Consider the following 26,874-nt stretch of genomic DNA (forward strand, 5'->3'; position numbering starts at 1 on the left):
TTACAATGAAATGCCTCTTTTTGATAATATCGGTTATCCTTTTGAACAGCTGCAATTCCAATGAAGTAACCTATGGCAACCATACATCGGATGTTTTACGTATCGAAAAAATAAAGGATAATGTATACAGGCATACCTCATATTTACGTACGGAAACCTATGGGAAAGTTCCCTGCAACGGTTTGATCTACATAAATGGCAATGAAGCCATCATATTTGATACGCCAACCGATAATATGGCTTCTACCGAATTGATCGAATGGATTGGCAAAAAGGATATTAAAGCGGTTGTGGTAACACATTTTCACGAAGATTGCCTAGGAGGCCTTGAAGAATTCCATAAAAAAGGGATTCCCTCCTTCGCCTCAAAAAGGACCATTGAACTCGCCAAAAGAAACAATCACGTTGCTCCCAAAAGCGGCTTTGATATAAGAAAGGAGTTCAAAATTGACGGTATGAACGTGTATGCGGAATTTTTCGGGGAAGGCCATACACGTGATAATGTTGTAGGTTATATTCCAAGTGAAAAGGTTCTCTTCGGTGGCTGTTTGATAAAAGCAATTAAAGCAGGAAAAGGTAACCTTGCCGACGCAAATACAGCGGATTGGGCCACAACTGTACAAAAAATTAAAAATGATATCAAAGATATTGAAATCGTTGTTCCCGGTCATGGACAGCACGGTGGTTTAGGGATACTGGATTACACCATTGAGCTTTTTTCAGAAAACTAAAAAGACGTTTTAAATTATTTTCTTTTATCCCTACTCCTTTTATCGAAAGCAATCAAATTAAACAGCTCCCGCATCCGACTACGGACCCTGTTGCCGTAGCGTTCCTCCAATTCATCCGCGTTCAGGTTCGTAGTGGCATGCGTTTTTAGTCTGTGCTTTAAGAACAGCTCATATCTGGACAACAGAATCTCTCCCACCACGTTACAATCCTTTCCAAAATACCTGCCCGTGGGTTCCACCCCCAGATCATCAAAGCAATAGAACTGGTGGTCGCCATACTGCTCAATAATCCGGTACCCGATATTATTGAAACCGAAAACTATATTCCTTGTGGGGATAACCTCATAGGGACGGAAATGGGGAACCATGTGTTTCAAGAGCCGCATCATGGATGTTTTACCGCACCCAACGGGACCGGTAAGCAAGGTCCCTTTATTGATATCGATCCCGAATTTATCGTATCTTGCCTTGTCCCTTATAAAATAGTAAAGGAGTTCGAAAAATATCTTAGATAAAGATGATGTACAAATATTAGGCCGATACAAGTAACCGGATTCCTCCTTTTACTTGATTGGTCACTTTATTTGTATTTACAATATCAAATGCAATCACTTCGTTTTGGGATAAATCAAAATGGGGTATCTGTAACTCAAAATCCGTTTTAAGGGCATACTTATTCATTTCACGGTACATTTTCAAAACTTCTTTCTTCTTATCGCCAACTCCCTGCTCCTTTCCCACGAAATAACGATTTAACATATCGTGAATCTTTCTCTGTTCCCCTGTGCCCATTCCTTTTTTAACATTGGAACCTACAAGTATTCCCGCTTTTGTTGTTCCCGTTTTAAGACTTCTACCGTCTTTCTTAGCAGTAATTTTTGGTGCTCTCAAGAATTTTTTAAAGGCTGTATTTACTACGAGTTTTTTATTTTTCATCATCGGGTGTCCCAACTCTAACAAATCCTTCTCGGTTATAGGTCTAATTTGTATCATTTCTTCTGCCATTGGCAAATGAATAAGTTGAAAAGAGTAAGGCATATTTTGCTGTGCAATATTTAAGTTTAATTGAGCAACATGCCGATCTATTCTGGGATCTAACCCATAGTCCTGCACAGGAATATCTTGCGGTGCAAAAGAGAATACCCTTGCGAACAAGCATCGGTGTCCCGATTGAGTATTTGAAAAAGTGTGATCCAGTGTGGTTGTATTCGTACTCATGGGAGACATCCATGTAGATGTAACCCCTAACAGATCTGAATACCTTGTATCAAACCCTAAGCTAGGGGTTGTTAAGAAGAACTCTACCTTTGCACTTGGTACATGAAGATCACCTGCATTTCTTAGGTCACAGTTGATTCGATATGGTTTGCCCGCGTCCAGTTCCCTGGTATAGGATCCTAGGCCAGACAGAGGTGCTACTTTGATATCTGGTGAAACCCAATGCGGAACATGGGAGAATGGTCTGTTGCCATTATCACCTTCAAATGATCGTACATAAAGGTATGAACTTCCATTAAAGTCTTCAGGTGGCTTTTCATCTTTTTTAAACTTCCTAAGCATGTACAAATACCTTGCTTTATTCCATTTCTTATGTTTGTCTAAATCCCCCTGCATTTCTTTGAAGGATTCTATAAACTTCTTTAGTTTTAATTTATCACTCATTTTTCAAAAATTTAAGTTGAACCGGTATTCCATCTGTATTATCAACATCCAAAGGATTTGGGAACTCTTGATCATTGGTTACCCCACTTTCACTCACTTGGCTCCAACACAAATAGCCATAACCACGATCCGCATCCAAATTGAAATCAGGAATGCGCTTCCCGGATTTCCATTGATCATATAAGCGTGAGCTCAACTCCATGGCATTCCCTAAACTAAACCTTTTCGCCAACTTTTTCTCAAATTCCAGTTCATCGACTTCAAGATCGCCCAACGCTACAAGTTTATCTAAAACTCCTTCCGTAAAAGGTATTTTTCCAGCTACGTAAAACATTGAGTCCTTGTCCAAATAGCTCGGCAAACCTGCAAAAACGCTTTTTAACTCAGAGCCGGTAATGGGATATATTAGGTGATCTTCAAGACCTAGTTCATCCTCCGTCATAGCTTCAAGATAATCATCAGGATGATCATCCCATCGCAAAAGTGGCATGCTTCCATAGTAATTATAAGCTGTCTTATTTCTCGGATCAGGTATATTGGGCCTGCCATATTGGGCAAGTATACTGTCCGACATATGCTCTTTCATTGGAAATGCTAATCCATTGAGTGCCACTCCTAATCTGAAATTTTGAAACGCATTATATATTTGCTCATACATTAAGGATGCTGCAGCTCTAATAGTACTGGTACCCATTGTGAGAAGTCCACCGGCAATAGCATCAGCGATGGCCGCTGCTGTGGCCAAAGCGGCAATTATAAGTGCTGCCAAGAAAATAAATAATCCAAGAATCCCAAAGTCTCCCGCAGTATCTGCTGCGTCTTCGACAAAATCGCCTATATCCCCTAAATTATCTTTAGCCTTTTCCCAAACCTCCCTTAATTCTGCAGAAAAGGAGTATGGTGTAGGTTCCGGTAAGGTCCCAGACTCCGTAGTGCTCTTAAACCATTTGAACCACAGTCTATACGTGTTATTAACGTCATCTGCATCAATAGCGCTGCCAAATTCTGCTCCAGGATTTCCATCCAGATCAAAAACTTGATTTATGGTGTCCGCTATTAATTTCGATAGGTCAGGTGGCATTGAAGTATTAGGATCAGGTTTATCATTTTCGGTATCGACAGTCCCTGTATAATTAAAATTGTAGAGTGCATGTAACTTCGAACGGTTAAAATCCACTCCGTCATAATTTAACATATTTAATACATCCTGATAGTTCTCTCCAGTCTTATGCCGTTGTCCGTGGGACCTATAAGGTCCTCCTGACACCAGATTCACATAGGGATGCCCTACTGTATCTCCGGCCACATGTGTTAAATAACCGAGAGCATATAAATGTAAAGGACTGTCCATATCCTTGGTTTGCTCAAGTAATGATTGGACAAATTTTCCTGTTTTTCTGTAATGCAGTGCATCAAACCACCACCATTTCTCCCCTGAAGGCACTCCATCTCTATAGGGGTGCTCAAATAAATCAAAAAGGTCATATTGTGATATAAACTTCTTGACTGCCTCCATCAACGTTTCCATCATTCCAGTCAATACCTGATTAATGTCTCCGAAAGTCTGTTCTAATTCCGATAAAAAAACAGAACTTTCTGTAATTTCATCTACTGTCTCTTCAATTTCCTCAAGCATTTCCCAAAACTCCGAAGGTAATAGCTCCTTTAGTTCTTTAACCAAATTATTAATGAAGTCCGTAACCTCGAAGTAAACCTCAGCGATATCACCTATTGGCCCGGGCATATCCTTGGTATTGAAAAAGAAGAAATCTGGCCCTTGGCATCCCAAATACAAATAAGGGTGATTTTTTGGATCTGCTAGCAAATCCTTTAACTTGGTTCGTTGCGTTTCCGATAGATGTTCACTGAACCCTTTGGAATACTGCAATTGATTTTTGATCTTTTCTACGATCATGTGATGAATGGCTGGTCCTGGCATAATAATTTAATTTTAAAGTTTATGAATATACTATCCAATTGAAGTCATCATATAGCATACTCTTCCCGTATCGGAAAAGGCAAAAGAATCATTCATTTGTTAAAAAGATCCTATATTTCAGGTAAAGGGGTAGTAAATAAAAGATGCTTCAAAATGCATCTGCAATTATTTCATAATTTAGCTATCAAATACTTTGAATTTAGAGGTACCCATACTTAAAAAATAGAGCCTTCAACACCCTAAATTAACCGAGTGGGACAAGCGTCCATAGCCATTTCCTCGTCTATTTCGCAGTAGCTGAAAGGATTGTTGGGAATGCTTTCGGAAGCTCTTCCCGAAAGTGAGGAACTGCGCACCCACCAAAGAACATTGGCACCTTCATCATACTCCCTCCGCACCATATTACCATTTACGGTTATCAAGTCTCCAACACTGATGGTATTCCCGCTATTATCTTCTGGAGTTGTTTCTCCACTAGCAGCTTTACCAATCTGACCACCAACAAAGGCTCCTATCAAGGCGGCTACGGCGGCTAATAGTGCTGCAACAATAAGGGCTAGAATACATAATATTATCGTTGCACAACCAATGGCAGCAGCTGCTACCGCTGCTATAATTAATCCTCCAACAGCCCCGACGCCAGCCCCGACAAGTGAACCTGTACCTGCATCGCATACCCGTTTTGTATAAAAATAACATCGCATTAATTCAGAGCGTCTTGGCGTTGGCTCCTCAGTACAAAAAACTTTCGCTCCGCCATCCTCGACTACATCCCAATAATTGGATTTTACGACCACTTCTATTCGATCGTGCATTGCCGTAAAAGGAAAAAGCTCATCAGTGAAGGAATTAAAATCCTGAACTACTTTTTCGACAACTCCAGCAATACATTCTGTTAAGCCATTTGTACCTACACACCTATCCAAATTATACATCCCGATAGTTATAATTATTGCTATGCCGACTATGGCAGCAATAATAACTCCGCTGGCTGCCGCTCCTAAGCCTACCGCTATCCCGCCTACAGTTTCGGCAGCTTTTAACCCACCGGCAATTCCTCCAGCTATCCCCGCTATAGTACCAACTATGCTGCCTATTCTACTTATTGGTTCAGGAATGACATCAGAAGTGGGTACCCCACAAACAGGTCTTCTCGCTATACAGGCCATCTTTAACGTTTTTTAATTAAACAATCTATTTATTCGGCATAATACAACCCCCACTAAAACGCCTACTACAATTCCCAACATCCAAGCCAGGTAAAACAGGGTTAATGCATTTGATATATATACGGTTAAAAAACAAGTAATCAAGCAATTAATGAAGATACCGAGGGCTACAGAGCTAAATGTCAACCGTACTAACAGGCATAGCATCAACACTATCACAATCCATGTAAAAGCAGTGAATAGTAATGATGCATATAGCACCTCTTGATCACTGAAAAAGAGACCCGTTCTGACAATATCCAGAAACGTAAGAAAAGTTCCAGTAGTCGCACCCGCTATTAATCCCGTATTGCCACAAATTCCGATTCTTTTTGTAAGAATATTGAAATAAGTGAATATTGCTACAATTGCTTTCATTTCACGTATATTTTAGTTATCAATCCTTATCAAACGTGTTACCCCTCCTATTAATTCCCCACTTGCCAACCTGCCAACAACCGTGACTTGACGATTGATAATTGAAGATGGCGTTCCGGTTAAAAACCCTGGGATTGTAATTTCCAATTCTATCAAAACCTGTTCGTAAGGCAAAAACACCTTTGAACTCATGGATAATTCTGCTAGAACATCTGTTGGCATAACACTAAGTTGAATTTCCCGCGTAAAGTTGGAATCGTTAATTACGGGTATTTTTACTTTGAATACCTTACCTGACTCACTGGTATATCCCCCATCATGAACCTGAGAGCCAGTGTTGTTAATACTCTTTGGATCGTTTGGATGTTCTATGGCTATAAATACTCCAACTCTAGGGTCACCATTAAGGGTTTCTTGATATAAGGGAAACAGAAGTTGAATTTGACTATTTGGAGCAATATTTACCACTTTGGTAAGTCTTGGCGTAATTTGTGTACCTATACCGAAAGGGGCAGTGCCGTAATGAACTTTAGCATTGATAGCTGGAGTATCAGAAGAAAGATTTCTAACAGTTATGGCTGCTTCTTCCCTTAAACGAAAAGGCGCCCAACTATTGGTTGTAATATCCGGACTGTCCCATGAAGGAACATTTCCTAAACTTAACTGCTCAAGTTGACTGTATATAGCAAGATCCGGTTTGGAAATAGGAGAGTCAACATTGACGTTATCGCAACCTCTTGGTTTTTTCCTTGTTTTTCCACCACATTTACATCTTTTGAATATAGCGGTCTGTTTTACTTGTTTGGTTTCCATTAGTTTCAATTTAAAGACTCCAAAATTTGCTCAAAGGGAAAAATCCTTTGATATTAAATTTCTGAACTAAAGGTAACCATAACAACAATTGAACTCAAGAGTATAAACCCTTGAAAATCAACCGTAAAAACCCCCTTTTTTATAAAATCATTGTTTAGACCCTTAAATATGTTTTCACTTTCTTTTATCCTTACTTTTTTTATCAAAAGCAATTAAATTAAACAGCTCCCGCATCCGGCTACGGACCCTGTTGCCGTAGCGTTCCTCCAGTTCATCTGCATTCAGGTTCGTAGTGGCATGCGTTTTTAGTCTGTGCTTTAAGAACAGATCATACCTGGACAACAAAATCTCACCCACCACGTTGCAGTCCTTTCCAAAATACCTGCCCGTGGGCTCAACCCCCAGATCATCAAAGCAATAGAACTGGTGGTCGCCATACTGCTCAATAATCCGGTACCCGATATTGTTGAATCCGAAAACTATATTCCTTGTGGGTATAACTTCATAGGGACGGAAATGGGGAACCATGTGTTTCAAGAGCCGCATCATGGATGTTTTACCGCACCCAACGGGACCGGTAAGCAAGATCCCTTTATTGATATCGATCCCAAATTTATCGCAACTTGCCCTGTCCTTTATAAAATAGCAACAGAGTTTATACAGTATTTCACGGTCCCCGGAATAGATCTTGAATTTCCTGCCGAAAAGGAGTTTTCCTTTGGCCTCCAAATACACCAACATTTTATCAAAATCGTATTGGACATAGCCTTTTTTGGGCTCACCCAAACAGAATTGAACACCCCCTTCTATGATGATATGTGGATGGTCGAGCTTCATAAGGGTTCATTGTAATTTTTATCGGCACTAGTTTTGAGGTTGTCCCGAAATTGAACAGGTTCGGAATGTTTGTTTCTGTTTCCGGATCGGTTTAAATCCGATTCTTTAAAAACGTGCTGTTTGTTTTTGTTTTTAAGGTTTTTCCTAGTTTGTATATGTTTGTTTATAGGTATCAGTGCTTGTTCACTGCTTGTTCGTTTTTTGATGGGGCTGTCGTTTACAGCTTGTTTAGGACCTGTTCCAAAATTGAACATCTTGATGCTACTGCCCTTGAAAGGATTGTGCGAGGGCATATACAGAATATACTTCCAATGGCTGAGCTCTTTGATGCATTTATGGTAAGTGGCCGTTGACCCTATTTTGGACAGCTTCATCACCTCTTCCCTATTGATAAAAAACTCCTCCCTGAAGTAATTACCGTTCCAACACTGGAAAAGTGCCAGGTAGAGACTGATGTGGGTCGGGTTCAGCCTACCGTCCTTGGAAAATTGATCAAAGACGCTGTTCAGGTGCTTGATGTAATTGATCCCCTCCGTGGTCATAGCGTATTGTGCACCCGGTTGTTCTCCAGTACATTCTTGATTTCCTGGTAGTCATAATACAGGATACCGCCTACTTTGGTGTAGGGAAGTGTCCCGTTGATCCTCATGTTCTGTAGGGTACCCGGTGAAACCCCAAGCAGTTTCATCACCTCGGGGGACCTGAGCCATTTTTTAGTAGGGTTTCCGCTTTGGGACTGAAATAGTTCTTTGATCTCTTCCATCAGTTCCATTTTGAACTGGTAAAGATCATCGGTGGTTATAATGTTTGTCGGCATAATTGAATGGTTTTTAATAAGGGACCACCGTATTACTATCACCTAATTTCGATGGCCCCTTTCGATTTGACTTTCGTTGTACAAATTTGAAAAGGATGCATGGAAGTTTTTCGGTATACGTTCGTAGTTACGTCATTATTTAACATTTGCATAAAAACCTCCCAAATGCCAATAATGAAACATGAAAAAGAGGTGATAAACACCCCTATGGACAACACAAATTGTAACACGTAACCCTGATTGGGTTACGGAATTAGAACTCATCGTCAATTTCCATTTTCGCTTTGAACTGGTAGGTCAGGTTTTCCAGAAAACGTGCCCGAAGCCCTTTCCTGGCCTTTATTTCAGAGTAGGTTTTGTAGACATTGTCCAATTCGACCCCGAACAGGTTTTCAAATGCACTGGTTATACTCTTGATGTCCTTCTCCCCATAATTAATGGCTTTGGACGAGTGCAGTGCATAAATGAGCTCCGTAAGGGCCGCTTTCGAGGCCGTCCATTCCAGAACCTCCCTTTTCCTTGTGGCTTTGCCAGTTCCATTGACCGGATTGTGGTATCCATTCATTCTTTTCTTGACATACCGTACCAATCTTTTCATGCCCTCTATCCTGGCCCATAGCATATCGTGCGAGGTAAAGAACTTTGGATCGAGATAACAGGATTCGGGAAGTGCATACAGTGGAAATACCTGGTGCTCCCTTGTAAAATATTGTTGGTCCAGGTATTGCATGTCCTGCTCCATGTAATTTGCAAAATCGGCATGTTTCTGAAAGAATTTATTGATCCTTCGCACGGTTTTGTTCAAAAATGCCAATTGGTATTTGGCACCGACTTTCGGCATGAGCAGCTCACAGTTCCGGACTTCACTGAAATACACGAGATAGCTCAATGGAAGTACTTTCACCTTTTTAAAGAAAACGATTTCCTCCTTTCTATTTTCAAACCCAAATTCTTCCATCGAACGCTTTAGTCGGTACAGTGCATCATTGCACAGATAAACCCCTTCATTTACCCGTGGCATGCTCAATTCGGAATGTTTATCGATTTCTTTTACTTGTTTTAGGAACTGTTCAATAATTGGTTGGTATTTATCATTCATCCTGCCTCATGTTAGTTTTGAAATGGAATGCATAGAAAGCTAAGGGTAAGAAAGCGGCAATGTTAAGCAAGCTCTTCCATGAAGCCCATCAGCTCCATTGCGTAATTGTCCTTGGCCTGGATATAGGCGACCTTGGGCACTACCGTGGCCCCCATTTTTTTCTTTTCGAAGGCTGCGGTCATTCCAAAATCAATCTTGGTAAAACCACTTTCACCGGCCCGTTTTACCGTTTGGAAAAGGAGTTGCCTGTAAACTCCATGGGAGTGCGCAAAGCCATAGTCCATTCCCACAAAGGAAGGCACATATGTTTTCGTTCCATTTTTATAGCAGAACATAACGCCCACTATACGATCTTCATCCATCTTGCTGAATTGTTTCTTTAAGGTCAACGTAATGAACTCCCAGTTGGGATGGGAGGACATCCACCCCAGCATTTTGTAGGGGAACGCAAATGTGTTGAGTCCCAAATTGTTTTTTCTTACCTGTTCCAAAAGGGAATAATAAATCTTCCCTTTATCCTTACCGATCCGTTGCAGTATTTCTACCTTAAAATGATCGGTAAATACGGCAACGTCATTTCTAAAATGCCTTCTGGATCTCGCCGAAAGCCCGGTTACATAAGTTTCAACATTGGCCCATTCCAGGTTTTCAAGGATACTGGCGTCCGGCATCGAAACTTTGACGTAACCCTGATTATGGAACATTTCGTTCAAAACATCATTGGACCTAAAATCCCTCAGTACGATCATTTGCGGGTTCAATTTTTGGTCCAAGCGATCGAGTTCGGCAAACATGGCATGCAGGGCATCCCGCCATCGCGGATGGTCCTTGTCCAAAAACAAATGGTCACCTTCGGTAAAAAGTGAGCCCATGCCCAATACATCGGAAACCATGTAATCCGGCTGACTTTCCCGTATCCTTTCAATCTTTTCGGAAACCGATTTCGGCGCCAACATATCCTCTTTCCAAAGGGCATGGGTGAAAAAAGTGGCCAGGATCGGTCTGCCCATTTGATCGGAAACCATCAGGTAATGGAAGGACCAGTTGTTATGTTTGGTTTTATTGCCTGAAAACACCTCTTCCAAAAAAGCCAATCCTTCCCAATCGAATACCCCATGACCGTTAAAAATACCGTTCCAAATACTTTTCTGGATCTGTTTTATCGATCGGAAAACATCGACCTTCAATCCTTCTGGGACATTTGAATCGCTTGTCTTACTGCTCACAGATAACAAACCAAATGCCTTGCGAACCTTGGCATCCGTGGTATAGGTATCCTCCAGGGCCTTGGGATAATGGAATTCCATCGCCTGCACCAAAGCTTTTATTTCCTTGGGATGGTTGTGCCTGGAAATGGTAATGCGCACCCCAGTGTTCTTTACGGGAACTGCAGGGAATATACCAAGATTGACAAAAAAACCCTCTTGCATCAATCGGTTGACAAAGTTGTATCCGGTAATGGGCATGCCCGTGCCTATATAAAAAACAGGGGAACTGTTTCGGTCGATCAACGGTAGATCGGTTTTTTCAAAAAGCCCATTAAAAAGTTCGATCCGCTCCAATAGCTCTTTCTGCAGCCCGTATATCTCATCGGTCAGGTGGATCGTGGCCGAAGCGGTGGCAGCCGCTACCGATGCCGGGTCCAATTGTGCAGAAAAGGTCAAGGGCCCGCCAAAGGTTTTGATCTTATGGTACATTTCCCTATTTCGGCATACCAGAACAGAACCGCTCGCCCCGAACGTTTTGCTTAAGGTACCGAAGAGCAGTACATTTTCCGGGAGCTCCTTTAATTTGTCCATCACAAAACCGGTACCGTGCCGCCCTGCCCAGCTCATTCCGTGCACATCATCAAAATAAATATGCAATTGGGAATACTTTTTGGCCAGTTCCATCAGCTGAAGTACGGGCGCCTCGTCCCCGTACATGGAATATACCCCATCGGCCATGTACCATATCCTTTGTCTCCCAGGGGACAGTTTTTTGATTTTGTCCTCCAACATTTGCAAATTGTTATGGCGGATCATCTCAATTGGAACCGATCTTAATTTCAATATTTTTGCAGCACTTTGAACGCTCCAGTGCACCTGATGGTCCAGAATAATCGCATCCCTATCGGAAACCGCGCTGGGGATTACCCCCATATGGCCCAAAGTACTGTTTTTGGTAATGATTACGGGTTGTCCGTACATTTCACCTATTTTCTCTTCCAACTCCCGATACAGGGGATGGGAAATGTAGGTCTTCGAAAGCGGAAATTGGGTGCCGTATTTTAAAATTGCATCCACCGCTGCTTTTTTAAGACGGACGTCCTGTTCCAGTCCCAAATATCCCGTAGTACCGAAATGGTACATGGATTTGCCCTTTACTTTAATGTGCCTTCCGGAGAAGTTTTCGTCCTCGGCATACAGGTGCAATACTCCCTGTTTTTTGGCATCGGTAAACACATCGTTTACGGTATCCAGAAAATTGTTGTTCTTAATTTTTGCCATAGCTTATCAATTAATATCAATTTAAACTAAACAAAATCAGTCAATTAAAGAATCATCCAGCGTATCCCAGGCGTACTTAATCCTTTTTGGATATTTAAAAATCCGTTTTGGATAGTTTTTACCTGTTTCGAACATATTCTGTGGATAGTTGATAATATAAATTCACTATATTAATAAACCAAAAGAGAAAGTACCATGGAAGAAAGCATGGAAAATGACTATGCCAATTTGTGGATTAAGGACGGTATCCTTTACTTTAAATACAAAGATCACGTCCACATCGACCTTAAAAAGTCAATTGAAATCGTCTCCGCAAGATTGGCACTGCAAAAAGGCCTTGAATACCCTATACTCTCTGATATCACCGGTGTTAGGGAGTTGAGCAAGGATGCCCGAAGCTATCTGGCTTCGGAGGGGTCCGTACTCAGTAAGGCCGTAGCTTTTGTAACCAACAGACCCGTTTCCGGAAGGATATCAAAAATGTTCGTGGAGAACTACAGGCCTTCAGTGCCCGTTAAAATCTGTAACAGCACCGAAGAGGCCATTACTTTCCTAAAAACATTTGTGGATGATTGACCTTAATGGTAAATATCGGTTGGAACAGGCCTACGAGCTCTTACTGCAGATTTCGCAGGGAAACTTTCACTACCGTATTCCGAGAAGCGATTCCGATGATGAAATGGAAGCTTTGATAGTTTCCCTGAACATGATGGCCGATGAAATACAGGATTCCTTTTTTCATCAGGGCTATGTCACCAAAGACGATTCATTGCTTGTCACCAATCAGGTGATCATTATCCTGAACCAAAGAAATGAAATCATTTCCATTAATAAAGCCGGGGCCAAATACCTAAAATACAACAAAAGAAACCTTAAGAACCGAAGCATCCAAAAGCTGTTATCACAGGATTCACAAAAGACCTGGCAACAAACCATAAAAAAGATCAGCAATAATAATCCCAAGGAAGTCACTATTAAATTGAACTTTTTATCCAAAACCAATTTGTCCGTTCGGACGATCTGCACGGTAGTTTCATTAAAACCCATGATAAAGGATTCCAATCATTTAATGGTGACCTTTCCAATATTCAAAACAAAAAGAGCGCATTTCCATCAGAAACTTAGGGCAAGAATCCACAAGAAATCAAATGCCAGGGAAACCAATAGCAAGGCTAAAAGAAGGAAACCGAAACTGACCCATTCCGATATCAGGATACTCCAAAAAGTTGGGGAGTATATCCGTAACAACCTCGACAAGTCCTTACCGTCCCTATCCTCTTTGGCACTGGACCATGGAACCAATGAATTCAAGTTAAAACATGGCTTTAAGGAACTCTATGGTATGACGGTCCTACAGTATCTGAAAAAGGAAAGGTTGAACAGGGCCCATGTCCTGGTGATGAACACCGACAGCTCCGTCAAGGAAATATCCCAGGTCCTTGGATTCAAGCAGCCCAACCATTTCAGCAGGGAATTTAAAAAGTTTTTTGGCTACACTGTTCGTGATTGCCGCTCCTTAAAACACTCTTGAAACAGATAATACCTTCGGGATAGGATTTAATACCCCATGGATATATTTATCCATTTAATTTTAAACCATTAATAATCAAAACAATACAATTGATTTGAAATGGTATCAAAAATATAGTAAGCGATTTGTTATCCCAACGGTATATCTCTTTATCCTACTCTTTACCTATACCGCGATAAGCAAACTTTTGCACTTTCAGGGGTTTAAATGGCAATTGGAACGGTTTCCATTTATTGGCACCTATGCCATGTGGGCAGCGCCGGTTATTCCATTTTTTGAACTTTTTGCAGTTTTACTGTTATCCTTAAAATCCACCCGAAAAAAAGGATTAAAAGCAAGTACATTGCTACTTATCCTCTACTCCATTTATATCGTACTGGTGCTTTCTTACAGTAATGACATCCCCTGCTCCTGCGCAGGGATTTCCAGGCACTTAAGTTGGACACAACAATTGATGATCAACATCATAGGGGTTGTATTGCTCCTACTAGCCCTAAGAATTTACAAAAAAAACGAAACAACAAACTATCTAGATAGCCAAGGGGCATCCGAAAACCTTAAACAGAGTAGGAATCATTTTTAAAACACAAAACTTATGAAAACCAAAATTTTTAAATCCGTACTGCCATTCTTCGCAGCTGTGTTTGCGATTGGACTGGCCTTTGCCACTGAGGCAAAATCCGTAAACGATCCCGCCTATTATGACGATCCCAACATTCCAGGTATCCAAACCTTGGAAGAAGGGGTTGACTGTCCGACAGAGGGAATCGTTGAATGTACCCACAATGGTTTCCAGCTGTACGCGGATCCGGGACTAACAATGGAACTCTATAAAAGACAGTAGTCCCAGAACTAAAGAGTCCCAGATTAGAGGTGTCCCCAAGACACCTCTTTTTTAATCATCCCAAATATGAACTAATTTAATTCCCTCAAATGAAATAGCAGGATGTTTATATGCCCATAGGTTACTTGATCCATTGGTTTTTCCAGACATTGCTGCAGTTCCATCCGTAACGACATTAAGCTCTTCATAAACAGACTTTTCGTCGAATTACTATACCCCACGTTGGCCATATCGTTCGTTTGGTTTCCCTTTAACGTGGCAATACCCAATAGGGTTTCCACATACTTGCGCTGTAATTCCTGCTTTCTTGCCCCAATACTTACGTAACTTTCCTTTAGCTCCCGAAAAAGTTCCCATTGCAGTTCTTGCAGTAACCATTCAGCGGAAACTTCAATCCCTAGATTCTTATCCATATACTCCAACCTCTTGAACCGTTGGGCGCGTAATGCCTCAAATAACAACTTTTCCTGATATTCCAGCAAAGGGTCGGGATAGATGGAATATCCCACTTTACCAAGGGCTTTGGGATTAATTAGCCAACTGGGCGGTGAAAAGGTATGGGTAACAAAATAATTCAGTCCCCTATCTTGCTCCCCTGCAGGAATGGGTACATAAATATCCCCGCTTTGGGAACCTGATTTATAGTGTACCTCATATCCTCCAACAAGGGACAGTACACGCTCCATTTGTTTGTACCAATGTTTAAGTACCTTTTCGTAAAGCCGTTCCATTTTCCCATAATTCTTTTGGGTTTCATTGACCTTTGGAAAAAGTTGGACAACACGTTCCAGGTTTTTAAGTCCCAGTTCCGTACTTGCTATCGGATCCCTGTTTTCAACTACCTCATTGGTAGACCCCGGTCCAATAATTTCAAAAGCACTGGTATGGAAGCGATACCACGGTACAGTATCCTGTTCCCTTATTATGGACTCTAGGGAATCCTTTTCTGCCTCCCTCGAAATGCCGCTAAATGGCCTATAGCCCCATCGAATACTGTAGATATCCGCAGGCCCCACCTTCTGTATCAAAAGCTCGGGAGGAATGCTGTCCTCAGGCTGCACAATATAGTTTTCGCGGGCATAGGTCATAACGCTGGGCGTATGGCCCATTTCCTGTAGCCAATCGATATCCCTCATTTTTTCAAAAGGGTAGGCATATTCCCCATAGTTCCCGTCCAAAAGGCCAAAGGCATGACCCGTTTCATGGGAGACGAGTTCCCGAAGGAGCTCTCCGGCCAGTTCCTCGGAATACGGAAACTCAAGGGCGCGGCCGTCATTTGGGGCGCACTTCACAAAATAGTTCTCCACCAACGATTGCACAGTGGATGAAATTATGATATTTGCTTTTAAGATTTCCCCAGTGCGGATATCTATGACTTGGGAAACAGTGCCGGAATGTACATTTTCAAATCCCCTTACCTTTCTATGGTTTCCCCAAATTATCTTGCTGTTATGTAGACTGTTCATTTCCAACTCCGAATCATCAGCAGAAGCAATCTTAACCACAATCGCGTTTTTAAACCTGGCCGCTTCAAACGCCGGTAACCAGTCAAGAATCCCTTTTTTGATGTACGGCACCCATTTTTTCGGGATATCGGAAGGGATCACAAAGGTTATGGGCTTAATGGGTTCACTGACGGATAATTCTTTCTGCTTTTTCTCCAGTCGCCATCTCGTTATGTTCGCTGCAAGATGATCCCCTTTGGGTCCCAAAAATCCTTTTCTGGTTTTGGTATCATGGTCAAAACCCATACGGTGGTCGAACGCTCTGGATTCCATAGGTGGCGGCAACAGATAGAAATTGTAATCCACCTTTTCCTCCCATGACATTTCCTTATTGGATTTTAACTGTCCAGTCTCAACCAAGAGCTCATTTTCCAAAAACCGTACCCCCACAATACTCGAATGTTCCACCAAAACTGGATCATTACCGCCCTTTTCCCAAGGGGTCAAAATTTTATCGAAAAACAAATCGGTAGCATTGATCCAAAATAGATCTTCACTGCTCTTGGACACTTCAATGGGAAACACCCCGATTATTTTTTTATCCACATAGGAATCCCCATCAACAGGTATGGTTACTCCCGCCGTTGAATATACCCTTGGCATCACCAAATAGAGCCTGTCGTCCACCTGCTGCCACTCCACTTGGCGGTAGTATACAAAGTTGTCATGTGCATTCTTTATAAATAGCATGGGTGTTCCCATAAGGTGTTTGGGAATCCCTAAATACAGTTGCTTACCTTCCAACTTCGCCTTTATAAATCCTTTGTCCCCAAAAGGTCTTGCCGCCCTACGAAAAGAATTAAATTCTTTCGTTACATTCCTACCATGGCCCACGAAAGGGAACAGTACCATAAAGGCCAACATATAGACGCCCATTTTCATAGCAGCGGTTTCTTTGGAATGCTTATTAATAACCTTCATTTTGCGGCCTTAGGTTTGGGTTGATTTCAAGTTCGTTCTCGGGTATCGGCCATACCACATGGGTAGGTTTCCAGTTCGGTTTGATGGTCGATAAAACCTCCCCAGCCTTTCCACTTCGTTTCAGATCAAACCAACGGTGGCCATTCTCCGCAAAAAGTTCCGTGAAACGTTCCGCCTGAATAGCCTCCAATAATGTCTCTTTATCCATCGCGGACGTTCCGTCCAAACCAGCACGCTGCCTAATGGTATCCAAGTCCTGCCGTGCTCCCGTAAGGTTGCCCATATGTGCCCGGGCCTCCGCACGGATCAAATACTGCTCGGCCAAACGGAAAACGATGGAATATTCCAAGGATTCCGTTTCACTGAGTGTTGCTTTGTATTTATAGGGGAATTGCAAAGTGGTCGCTCCATCATTACTGGTAAAACTCCCCACCCATTCTTCACGTCTTAGGTCTCCTTCCTCAAAAGCTTTCAAAAGGGTTTCGGTAAGGGCATATTGCTGTCCGGGAATGGCTAGGATCACAAAAAGATTTGCCTCCGGGGCGTTCTTTCTATCGACCCCTTCGGGCATAAGCTGCCAGATCGTTTCCCTTGAGCCTTTTAAAAAGACTTTTTCCAACTCCGGTTCCAGTATAAACGCATCGATAAGTTGTGTGGCCGTGGCATTTGCCTGCTCCCAATTTCCCGTGTAAAGATATATTCGGGATAAAAGGGCATTGGCTACATGCCTATTGGGAATCACCTTTTCCCCAGTTGCGTCCGTGGTTCCCAGCATATCCACTGCCATCATAAGATCGGTTATGATGTGGTAGTATACCTCATGGCCGGGCAGCCTTGCCACCGAATTATTGATCCGGTAATCCGTTGTGGTAATATAGGGTATGTCACCATAGATCCCCACAAGGATACTGTGCACATAGGCACGAACAAAAAGCGCTTGCCCCATAAACTCTGACTTTTCTACCGATGTTAGCCCTTCGGAGGATTCCACACCTTCCACTATGGCATTGGCACTATAGATAACCCTGTAGGCATTTACCCAGTATTTTGAAACCGATTCGTTTATCGGCAATATATTATGAATGTAAATAGAGAGATCATTTGGATCAGCCAAAAAATAATCCAGTTCATCTGAATAGATCCCCATATCGGCACTTAAACTGTAAGTACCTATCCCCTGGCCCCTTAGCATTTCATATAGGTTGGCAAGGGCCGATTCCACGGTGGAGGCATCCTCAAAAACGGTCTGGGAAACCAGCGTATTTTTCGGCGGTTCCACTTCTACGAAATCGGAACAGGAAACTACGGACATTTGAAATAGGGCAAAAAGGATAATTGTAAAAAGAAATGAACATTTCCGCTTCGATAGGATGATAGTATTGATATTATAGATTTTCATAATCATAAATTTTAAAGGTTAAAAGCCAATCTGGGCACCAAGGGTAATCTGTCTCAAAGGCGGCAGGAACAACAGGGAAAACTGCTCTGGATCGGGCCCTTCAAATTGGGTCCATGTCCATAGGTTCTGCCCCTGCAGATAAAGGTTCACGTCCCATTTTCCGGCATAATCCATAGGCAACCGATAACTGAGCGAAACGTTCCTCAGCCGAAGGAAAGTGGCATCCGAAATGGCCGCATTGCTTAAACTTTGGTAGGAACGGCTCGGCACCAAACTATAATTGGCCCCACTGGTCGCCATCATATGGGTGGTGACATCCCCAACTTCCTGCCATCTATCCAATACCCTTGGGGTATTGTTGTCTATCAGCCCAGGAGCCGAACGGGTCCTAAAGTGGTTGTAGTTTTTCTGGCTCTTAAATTGAAAGAATATGTCAAGGGAAAGATTTTTATAGGTAAAGGTATTCCCCAATCCGCCATAAAATTTGGGCGCCAAATCCTCGATCCATTGCCTGTCCTCCAAACTGGTTATTTCCCCGTCATTATTATAATCCTCAAACGTATACATACCTGTCTGCGGATCCACGCCCAAAGCATTGTAGAGACGCGTGATTGTCAAGGGCTCACCAATGATATAACGGGAGGCAAAGGCAGAGTTTTCAAGATCGGGAAATTCCACGAGCTTATTTTTCGGTACCGTAATATTAAAAGTGGTCTTCCATTGAAAGTCCTTGTTCCGTATGTTCATAGTTCGGAAATCGATTTCCAATCCCGTATTCTCAACGGTAGCATCAAAATTCCCTGTCAAACTATTAAATCCCGTAGTGGCCGCCAAAGGGACCCCGATCAATTGATTTGAAGAACGGTTCCGATACCATGCTGTATTGAAGAGTACCCGATCGTTAAAAAAGCCAAGTTCCAATGCCAGTTCCAGTTTTTTGTTTACTTCCCAACCAAATAGGGGATTGAATATCCCACTGGGTTCCAGTACCAGTACCCCATTGTAATTGTCACCGGTCACATTATAGGTATCCAAGAACTGGTAGTCCCCAATATTATCACTGCCCGTAGTACCATAGCTCCCCCGTAGCTTTCCGAAGCTGAGCAACCTGCCATCCCTTAAAAAGGGTTCTTCGGAAAACAGCCAAGCACCACCTATGGCAACGAAATTCCCATATTGCCTATCGGGTCCAAACCTGGAGGATCCATCCCGGCGCCCTGTAATGTTGAGAATATAACGCTCCTTGAACGTAAGATTGAGACGTCCAAAAAAGGCCTGATAGTTATATTCACTGTCACTGGCATCCCTAATCTGCACCTGAGAGGCTGCCGCAAGATTGTATATCAAACCGTTATTGGGAAAACCGGTTCCCTTTACCACCAACTGCTCAGTGGTTTGCTTCTGAAAGGTACTTCCCAACAGAATATCCACCCCGAAGTCGCCCCACTCCTTCTGCCATTGCAATTGGGGTTCCACGATCCAGGAATCCCTATTGGATTCATTGGTGGTAATTGAGGAATAGCCTTGTGGGGTAAACCCAAAACGTGGGTTTCTCGCCGTATTGGGCAGTAATTTATAGGAGTCCAATTGATAGGTATTGTAGCCAAAATTGACCCGTGCCGTAAGGCTTGAAAGCAGTTTATAGGAAACCCCTACATTGGCTATAAGGGTATTGATCCTGGCATCATACTCCTCCAATAAAGAAGCCAAAGGATTGTCCCAACTGTTGTTTTCCCAATTTAGCTGTCCATCATCATCGTAAAGTTCGGGAGCGTTGGGCGCCAACCTATATGCCGCACGGGTAAGGTCCGTACGTGGCATTTGGTTATGCTCCTTGGTATAGTTGACCGTCATCTGAAGTCCGAAACGGTCATTGTTCGATCGATGGTTAATATTGCTATGGACGGACACCTTTCCGTACTTCGGATCCCCCGGAAACACAGTGGTCTCGTTCTGTACAGCTCCGCTCAGCAGGAACTGGGTATTATCGCTACCTCCTGATATAGAAAGCTGCCCAATATTCCTATAAGCTGTTCCGCCAATAAGTTCCTTCTGCCAGTCGGTATACCTGTCCTGGTCCCACATCAAAAGTTCAGGATACCTAGAGGCATATTGCGGATCATCCAAACGCTCCCCAAACCCATCATTAACGATACCTTCCCTACGGATCTCAAGGTACTGATCCGTATCCATAAGATCCAAAAAATGCGACACCCGTCCAAGGGAACTGCTTAGGTTTACATCGATACGGGTAACACCCGATTTCCCTTTCTTGGTCGTAATAAGTACCACCCCATTGGCACCACGTGAACCGTAAATTGCCGTAGCATCCGCATCCTTAAGTACTTCAATACTTTCAATATCGGTAGGGTTAATCGCATTGAGCGGACTTATGTCCCCTTGGTTGATCGCCGCAGACAGTTCGGAAGCCCCAAGGGACTGTGAACCGTAGGGTACCCCATCCACAATATACAAAGGCTCGGTTCCTCCATTGATGAAATTTCTACCTCGGATCTGAATATCATAGCCACCACCGGGGACACCGGAGTTCTGAACAATGTTCACTCCGGACATATAGCCCTGCATGGCACCCAGGGGATTGTTCACCGGTTGTTTTTCTATATCCACCGCATTGATACTACTGATATTGCCCGTCCGTTCCCGCTCGGAAACGGTATAGTAGCCCGCATTCACGGTAACCTCCCCAAGATCGATAATATCGGGCTGCATTACTACGGTAAGGCTTTCGGCATTGCCGACCACTTTTTCCAGTGTTTTAAAGCCGATATAGCTAAATGTCAAAACATCAGACGGGGCGGCCACTATGGCAAAGGCACCCTCGCTGTTTGAGAAAGTACCTTGAGAAGTACCCTTTACCTGAATATGCACTCCCGATATGGGAATACCATCCTTGTCGGAGACCACCCCTGAGATCTGATGTTGAAAAACAGCTAATTCAAACTTGAGGAATTTACTTTCCGCATTCCCCATTACGGAATGCACGGTTAAAAAAAGGACGATAAGTACCCATAAAAGTGGGCACCTATCCCCTATTACACATTTTTTTTGCATAATTTTGAGTTGTTATTAGTTAGACATCGTTTAATTAATACCAAGGCCTTCCGGGAGCTTCCAACTATCACGGGAGGTCTTGTTTTTTTTACCATTACCATAAAGGCAATAGAGGATCTACCTGATATTTCAAAACGAATTATCAAGTGCAGGCTGTGGGGAAACCAATTAAAAATAAATGCTTACTGCTGACATGGCCGGATACCATGAAAAAGAAAATACGTGAATTATAGGACTCAAGAATATATAAGTACCGGAATAAAAAGTTTTATTGGGTATCCTATAATTTAAAATAATTATATCGGGTTTTTAGGCTTTTTCTTAAAAAGAATATCAAAAACAGTTACCCCAACCCTATGGTCTAGACAACTAAAATTCAACAATCCTGTATTTAAAATAAAATTAATCAACTTTTAAAATTACATGAATAAAATGCTTAAAACCCTTTGTCAGTCTAGCCTTAAAGAACAAAAACAACTTTTAAACAAAAAGCTAAACCGTTAATTGATAGTCAAATATAATAAAAATATCAATAAGTTGGGGTTTATCCCAACTTATATTTCTTCTAATGTTGGCAAATTGCTTTTAAAGTACTAGAAATGGATATTAAAAGTGATTTTCTCAAAGAGATTGGAAAAAGGATTTCTGAACTAAGACTAAAAAATAACCAAACTCAAAATGATTTGAGCTTTTTGACAGGGCTAGAAAAATCTGAAATTAGTAAATACGAAAAAGGTAAAATTAACTTAACGATGACTACTCTGTTAAAGTTAGCCGCAGCACTAAAAGTGCACCCAAAGGAATTACTAATTTTTGAATTCAACATTGAAAAGTACAAAATTGATTATTAAATATTCATAAAATTAGAAATCTATTCCTACTATCTATTTCTCTATAATTTGTTTTAAGATAATTCCTTACTAGTTTTATATTCTCTTGGTATATAAATAAAAAACATTTGATAAAGCTTACTTATATTTTTAATCCGTATTTGGCATACAGTCCTCAATTGTTTCCTCGATTACTTAACTAAGATCTATTGAATTTTGTGTTATATTTGAATGGTATACAAACGCTAGTATGTTTATGACTTAGTTGTGAGCAATATAGATCAACCTTAAAATAAAAATTTACAAAGAAATATTATAACTTTAATAATATTTGAAAGCAAAATTTGCATTCGATGGGGCAATTACGAAAACCATAAGTATAACTAATAGTTGAACATAATACTCTAGAAAATAGGGATTATTGCACACTAACGTTGCAAAGCACAAACCATGCCTTAAAGCTCTATTAAAGGGTAAAGCACTGATTAAAAACAACTTAAAAAACCAATAGCGAAAGTTATTTATCAGCAACATGCGTATATACAACCGTTGCCATCCATTTGAGAAAAACGAATTGCATATTAATATTTTTAGGAATTGGAATTAATTTCTGCTTCTCTCAAACTGAATCTGAAAAACGATTTGGATTGACCGAATTTGACTCAAAAAAACACGACCGAATTTATCGAGTTCAAATTGAGGATTATCAAAATGTAGAATTGATTGATTTTAAAAATGGCGAATTTAAAGGAGCTCTTACTCATTCTGTTTGGACTACAAATAGAAAAGGAATTAGAAAAGATAGTATAATTCAAAAGATTGCGATTCCAATTTCAATGTTGGAAAAACTGATTTCGGAACTGAATAATAACGGATTTGAAAACCTAAAAGACTGTAACGAAGTTGAGAACTGTATTAGCGGATTAGACGGAACAACAACATTTTTTAAAACAATTAAAGATGGAGAAATAAATTCTGCATCATATTGGGAATTAGAATCTGACTATTATTACAATCAAAATAAAGTAAAATTACCAGCAGAAGTTATAAAAGCAAGAAAACTGATTTCGATAATCAACAAAGAATTTGACTTGAAAGAAGAATTTCAGAACTTTTTAAACCGACTTCCGAATGGACGTTATTCGTACAGTATGCTGATAATGAAAAAAGAATAAAAAAACGTATGGCAACACCGTGTATAATTCATTGCTAGTTATAGCCTACTTACGAAAGTCCTCACGGACTTTCTATCTGTGATTTATTTACTAAATTTAGTGCTTAAACCACGCAACGAAATCATACACAAACACGTTAGCAGTAAGCTAAAAAAACAACGATATTGATTTGAAGAAAGATAAACGCTCTGAATTATACAAAGACTATCCTGAACTTATAGAAGGGAATGTCATAATGGAAAAAGCTAATTCCAAAATCACTATTTATTCTGGTACTTTTTTAATTAAAGATGACAAAAATGAGCTAAAAATAAACGGAGAAATACATTTTTCTTGGTTTCCAAGTTCAGGAACATATTTCTCTGGTATTCCGACTGAAAATGGAATAGATACTTTTAAAATACTAAACGGAATAAATTCTTTCGAGATTATAATTAACGACTTAATATTTGGAAATGGTTTTATTACAAACTCAACTATACAAAGCTTTAATGGAGAATCAAAAATTAAAGGTGTAATGTCTCAAGAAGCTGTTTCTGGAGACAAAAGTATTTCTGTTGACTCAATAAAATTTAGCGTACCAAATCTTCGAAGCTTTCTTGGAATAACAGTCAAAAAATTAACTGAACAAAATAGTTATACTGGTAGAAATAGACTCAAACTTGAGAACGAAAAATATTTAATTTCTATTGATAAAGCAGAAAATTATAGTGACTTAAAGAATAATTTAAGAGAAAATGGTGGTTATATTATTCTTTATAATGGATTACTAAAAAGTAAAAAGGGAGCGATTAGTTTTGAAGAATCTAAAGAAATATTTCATTGTTTAAATACATTCTTGACTTTCTTAAATGGCAGAAGAGTTTCAGCCCTTTTTGCAACTGGTCTTTTTGAAGATAAATCTATTTGGTGTAATTATACAGACTATTACGTTGACATATATAAGGACTGTACTTCTTGGCCACAAGACCATTCGATTATGGGTCTTGAAAAGATTTGGGGCAAATTTAGTGAGCTTTGGAAAGATAAAGAGGATAGAAATTTCTTAACTTCAGTAATTCATTGGTATGTAGAAGCAAACAATAATTCTGGTTTTTCCGAAGGAGCAATTATTATGGCTCAAACAGCTTTAGAGCTCTTGTATAATTGGTGGATAATTGAAAATAAAAAAATAATTATCGGAAAAGACTCTGAAAACATAAATGCTTCGAATAAGATAAGATTACTATTATCTCAATTAGAAATTGACCATTCTGTGCCAACTGGATTAACAAACCTACAAGAATTCGTAAATAGTGAAATTCAAATAATAGACGCTTGCGATGCTGTTGTACAAATACGTAATGCCATAGTCCATTCACAAGAGGAAAAAAGAAAAAAATTGAGTTCAATAAATTTCAGAGCGAAATATGAGGCGTTGGAACTTTGCATATGGTATATTGAAATGGCATTATTAGGAATTTTAAAATATGATGATACATATTACAATAGAACATCCAAGGAATTTGTAAAAAGCAAAGCTGTTGAATTTGTACCTTGGTCTGATAAGAAAATCCAATAAAGCCTACTGCTAACACCGTGTATAATTCATTGCTAGTTATAGCTTACTTACGAAAGTCCTCGCGGACTTTCTATCTGTGATTTATTTGCTAACTTTAGTGCTTAAACACGCAACGAAATCATACACAAACACGTTAGCCATAATTTAAAAAATGACCGTACTTACAGCAAATCAAGTAAATGAGCTTTGTGTTTTTATAGAAAACCGAATTGAAAAAAATGGATGCGACCATTCTCTAAAAAACACATTCGAATGGGCTGAAAAAAACAGAATTAATAAAGTTGACTTAATTGATATTTTGGAATCTAATGGGGGATTTTTTGACTGCGAAATGACATTCAATTTACCAGAAGATTGTGATTTAGAACTTGAACCTGACAATAAAAAAGCAGATTCAAAAAATCCTTTCAAAATACCTCTGAATTTCCAACAAGCCGAGAACAAAGTTTACACAAAAGCAATATTTTCAAATTCGGAATACGGAAACAATAATTACACAAAAAATGGAGAATTACTGATTCCAGCACATTTTGGATTTAAACCAAAAAAGCGAGTTAGAAAAAGTATGCACTTTTTTAACGGAACTGAATCTGAATTACCAACTGAAATCGGAATTGTTAAGGAAATTGAACCGACCACTGGAAAGGAATTTGCTAAAAAAATTCGAGATTTAAAATTGGAATCTTTTGCAAAATTTTCAGAGAGAGATGCGGAATATTATTTCTCAAGAATAGAAAAAATAGAAATTGGAAAGCCAATGGGAACACATTTTATGGAACGAACTGGAATTGGCGGAACGAAAATTGAATTGAAAATACATAAAGTAATATTTAGAAAATAAAAACTATGGCTAACAATGGCTATAATCAATTGCTTGTTCTCGCCTACTTCTGAAAATCCTCGCGGATTTTCAGTTTGGTGTGTACTTGCTAAGTTTCGTGCTAACCCACGCAACTGTTCATAGCCCAACCGTTATGCACAATAATTTACTTACGGAGGACACAATTCGTTTTTCCCAGGCTGTCCACAAGTGCGGATTTTATTGGAGGGAAGCGGAAACTGACTTTATGGAAGTTTTACGGGCAAGCTTTTTCGATTGGCATCGTGGGGAAGTTGTACTTACCGGTACGCATGTAAGCGAACAAAAAGCTTAGTCAAGGTAGCGTAAATATTTGACAATGTCAAGTGTTGAGCGGATTGACCCTTGCTCCAATAAAAAGGCCAAGGAGGCGCCACGCGTTGCTGACGGTACATATCGTGGATATAAACCATAAGCAACGTTTGGGAAAAAAATTGAGAAAATTTGGCGCATACAGCGAAAAAGTAAGTAAATTACAGTGCATAACACTGTGTATAGCCTATTAAAACAGGCCATACACTTGACCGTTACCTGCAAGCTGAAAAATGAAAAACGCAATTGTGATATTAATCTCGATTTTGACATTGTCCTCCTGCAGTGGAGAGATTGACCTTGACAAAAAGAAAAAAACGGAATTGACTTTTGAACAATTACCAGCGGAATTAAAAGAGATTTACGGAACGAATTTTCGAGTCGCAAATGATACGACTGATTATTACGTTTATTCACTTGACAAAAATTATGAATTGACTCATCATTGGACTGGAATGAATAAACAACTGCTGACAAAAGGATTTAATCATCACTTTGTAATTAACGAAAAGAAATTTAAACTTGGTGCGAATCAAGGCGACCCTTTTGTTTTACGGAATAAAAAACTCTACTACTCGACCGAATTGAATTTAGGCGAATATAATTTTGAAAAAGCAAAGTTTATTGAAATTGATTTGACCGAATATCTCTACAAATGAAAAAAAGCCAGCAGGTAACAATGTATAACCGCAATTACGGCGGATTCGACTACGTCCGAATCCACTCGGAATTGCTAACGTGTGTGCTAAACCGAAAATAAACGCATAAAAACCCGTAACTGACGGTTATACGTATTCCAAGATCAAATCCTAATTAAATCTATTTTTTTATTAAGCTGCATATTGATTTAAAACAACATATGGAGTTCCTCTTTTTACAACAGAAAATGCTC

Annotated in this window: 23 protein-coding genes and 1 pseudogene; 11 read left to right on the forward strand and 13 right to left on the reverse strand. The window is 40.3% G+C overall.

Annotation, left to right across the window (positions count from 1 at the left end; all coding sequences use genetic code 11):
- Positions 1-5: 5 nt before the first annotated feature.
- A complete protein-coding gene (gene bla, locus NDQ75_RS11705; RefSeq protein WP_202027681.1) occupies positions 6-731 on the forward strand; it encodes a subclass B1 metallo-beta-lactamase in 726 nt (241 codons plus the stop codon).
- Between the two features lie 14 nt (positions 732-745).
- Here bla and NDQ75_RS11710 read toward each other — a convergent pair.
- From NDQ75_RS11710 to NDQ75_RS11755, 10 genes and pseudogenes are all read right to left on the reverse strand, one after another.
- Positions 746-1,225, reverse strand: a pseudogene (locus NDQ75_RS11710) (ATPase); the annotation flags it as partial.
- 37 nt (positions 1,226-1,262) lie between these two features.
- Positions 1,263-2,393 carry a hypothetical protein gene (locus NDQ75_RS11715; RefSeq protein ID WP_202027682.1) on the reverse strand — a complete coding sequence of 377 codons (1,131 nt, stop codon included), beginning with the start codon at positions 2,391-2,393 and terminating at the stop codon, positions 1,263-1,265.
- Positions 2,386-4,332 carry a zinc dependent phospholipase C family protein gene (locus tag NDQ75_RS11720; RefSeq protein WP_202027683.1) on the reverse strand — a complete coding sequence of 649 codons (1,947 nt, stop codon included), beginning with the start codon at positions 4,330-4,332 and terminating at the stop codon, positions 2,386-2,388. The genes NDQ75_RS11715 and NDQ75_RS11720 overlap by 8 nt, the downstream gene beginning before the upstream one ends.
- Before the next feature lie 239 nt (positions 4,333-4,571).
- Positions 4,572-5,501, reverse strand: coding sequence for a hypothetical protein (locus NDQ75_RS11725; RefSeq protein ID WP_202027684.1), 930 nt, complete (start codon positions 5,499-5,501; stop codon positions 4,572-4,574).
- Between the two features lie 429 nt (positions 5,502-5,930).
- The gene (locus NDQ75_RS11730; protein WP_202027685.1) at positions 5,931-6,731 is read right to left on the reverse strand and encodes a hypothetical protein; all 801 of its coding nucleotides are present in this window, start codon (positions 6,729-6,731) and stop codon (positions 5,931-5,933) included.
- Between the two features lie 174 nt (positions 6,732-6,905).
- Positions 6,906-7,568: a P-loop NTPase family protein gene (locus NDQ75_RS11735; protein WP_202027686.1), complete on the reverse strand. Its 663-nt coding sequence runs from the start codon at positions 7,566-7,568 to the stop codon at positions 6,906-6,908.
- Positions 7,565-8,110, reverse strand: coding sequence for a hypothetical protein (locus tag NDQ75_RS11740; protein ID WP_202027687.1), 546 nt, complete (start codon positions 8,108-8,110; stop codon positions 7,565-7,567). The genes NDQ75_RS11735 and NDQ75_RS11740 overlap by 4 nt, the downstream gene beginning before the upstream one ends.
- Positions 8,107-8,385: a helix-turn-helix domain-containing protein gene (locus tag NDQ75_RS11745; RefSeq protein WP_202027688.1), complete on the reverse strand. Its 279-nt coding sequence runs from the start codon at positions 8,383-8,385 to the stop codon at positions 8,107-8,109. The genes NDQ75_RS11740 and NDQ75_RS11745 overlap by 4 nt, the downstream gene beginning before the upstream one ends.
- A gap of 253 nt (positions 8,386-8,638) precedes the next feature.
- Positions 8,639-9,484 (reverse strand): RteC domain-containing protein, encoded by an 846-nt coding sequence (locus NDQ75_RS11750; protein WP_202027689.1) that lies wholly within the window; start codon positions 9,482-9,484, stop codon positions 8,639-8,641.
- 62 nt (positions 9,485-9,546) lie between these two features.
- Positions 9,547-11,973, reverse strand: a complete 2,427-nt coding sequence (locus NDQ75_RS11755; RefSeq protein ID WP_202027690.1) for an aminotransferase class I/II-fold pyridoxal phosphate-dependent enzyme — start codon at positions 11,971-11,973, stop codon at positions 9,547-9,549.
- 195 nt (positions 11,974-12,168) lie between these two features.
- On the opposite strand from NDQ75_RS11755, the gene NDQ75_RS11760 reads away from it, so the two are divergent.
- The 4 genes from NDQ75_RS11760 to NDQ75_RS11775 all read left to right on the forward strand — a co-directional run bounded on the left by NDQ75_RS11760 (position 12,169) and on the right by NDQ75_RS11775 (position 14,348).
- A complete protein-coding gene (locus tag NDQ75_RS11760) occupies positions 12,169-12,549 on the forward strand; it encodes a DUF7793 family protein (protein WP_202027691.1) in 381 nt (126 codons plus the stop codon).
- A complete protein-coding gene (locus NDQ75_RS11765) occupies positions 12,542-13,504 on the forward strand; it encodes a helix-turn-helix domain-containing protein (RefSeq protein ID WP_202027692.1) in 963 nt (320 codons plus the stop codon). Before NDQ75_RS11760 ends, NDQ75_RS11765 begins: the two co-directional genes overlap by 8 nt.
- Positions 13,505-13,598: 94 nt before the next feature.
- Positions 13,599-14,087, forward strand: a complete 489-nt coding sequence (locus NDQ75_RS11770; protein ID WP_202027693.1) for a MauE/DoxX family redox-associated membrane protein — start codon at positions 13,599-13,601, stop codon at positions 14,085-14,087.
- A 12-nt stretch (positions 14,088-14,099) separates the two neighbouring features.
- Positions 14,100-14,348, forward strand: a complete 249-nt coding sequence (locus NDQ75_RS11775) for a DUF6520 family protein (RefSeq protein ID WP_202027694.1) — start codon at positions 14,100-14,102, stop codon at positions 14,346-14,348.
- A 71-nt stretch (positions 14,349-14,419) separates the two neighbouring features.
- Here the strand turns inward: NDQ75_RS11775 and NDQ75_RS11780 are convergent, their stop codons facing one another.
- Genes NDQ75_RS11780 through NDQ75_RS11790 form a run of 3 tightly spaced genes read right to left on the reverse strand, consistent with a single transcriptional unit; the run spans position 14,420 to position 21,245 of the window.
- Positions 14,420-16,774 carry a zinc-dependent metalloprotease gene (locus NDQ75_RS11780; protein WP_202027695.1) on the reverse strand — a complete coding sequence of 785 codons (2,355 nt, stop codon included), beginning with the start codon at positions 16,772-16,774 and terminating at the stop codon, positions 14,420-14,422.
- Positions 16,761-18,173 carry a RagB/SusD family nutrient uptake outer membrane protein gene (locus NDQ75_RS11785; RefSeq protein WP_202027696.1) on the reverse strand — a complete coding sequence of 471 codons (1,413 nt, stop codon included), beginning with the start codon at positions 18,171-18,173 and terminating at the stop codon, positions 16,761-16,763. The genes NDQ75_RS11780 and NDQ75_RS11785 overlap by 14 nt, the downstream gene beginning before the upstream one ends.
- Positions 18,174-18,191: 18 nt before the next feature.
- Positions 18,192-21,245 carry a SusC/RagA family TonB-linked outer membrane protein gene (locus NDQ75_RS11790; protein ID WP_202027697.1) on the reverse strand — a complete coding sequence of 1,018 codons (3,054 nt, stop codon included), beginning with the start codon at positions 21,243-21,245 and terminating at the stop codon, positions 18,192-18,194.
- Between the two features lie 599 nt (positions 21,246-21,844).
- Here NDQ75_RS11790 and NDQ75_RS11795 point away from each other — a divergent pair.
- The 6 genes from NDQ75_RS11795 (at position 21,845) to NDQ75_RS11820 (ending at position 26,641) form a co-directional block, all read left to right on the forward strand.
- Complete coding sequence (locus tag NDQ75_RS11795) at positions 21,845-22,096, forward strand: helix-turn-helix domain-containing protein (RefSeq protein WP_202027698.1); 252 nt, start codon at positions 21,845-21,847, stop codon at positions 22,094-22,096.
- 626 nt (positions 22,097-22,722) lie between these two features.
- The gene (locus NDQ75_RS11800; protein WP_202027699.1) at positions 22,723-23,250 is read left to right on the forward strand and encodes a hypothetical protein; all 528 of its coding nucleotides are present in this window, start codon (positions 22,723-22,725) and stop codon (positions 23,248-23,250) included.
- A 169-nt stretch (positions 23,251-23,419) separates the two neighbouring features.
- Positions 23,420-24,811: a hypothetical protein gene (locus tag NDQ75_RS11805; protein WP_202027700.1), complete on the forward strand. Its 1,392-nt coding sequence runs from the start codon at positions 23,420-23,422 to the stop codon at positions 24,809-24,811.
- Between the two features lie 151 nt (positions 24,812-24,962).
- A complete protein-coding gene (locus tag NDQ75_RS11810; RefSeq protein ID WP_202027701.1) occupies positions 24,963-25,652 on the forward strand; it encodes a DUF2695 domain-containing protein in 690 nt (229 codons plus the stop codon).
- 133 nt (positions 25,653-25,785) lie between these two features.
- Entirely contained in the window at positions 25,786-25,965 is a 180-nt protein-coding gene (locus tag NDQ75_RS11815) for a hypothetical protein (RefSeq protein ID WP_202027702.1), read from the forward strand.
- A 250-nt stretch (positions 25,966-26,215) separates the two neighbouring features.
- A complete protein-coding gene (locus NDQ75_RS11820; protein WP_202027703.1) occupies positions 26,216-26,641 on the forward strand; it encodes a hypothetical protein in 426 nt (141 codons plus the stop codon).
- The last annotated feature ends 233 nt before the right edge of the window (positions 26,642-26,874 follow it).

The sequence above is a fragment of the Galbibacter mesophilus genome, assembly GCF_023721415.1.
Lineage (GTDB): Bacteria > Bacteroidota > Bacteroidia > Flavobacteriales > Flavobacteriaceae > Galbibacter > Galbibacter mesophilus.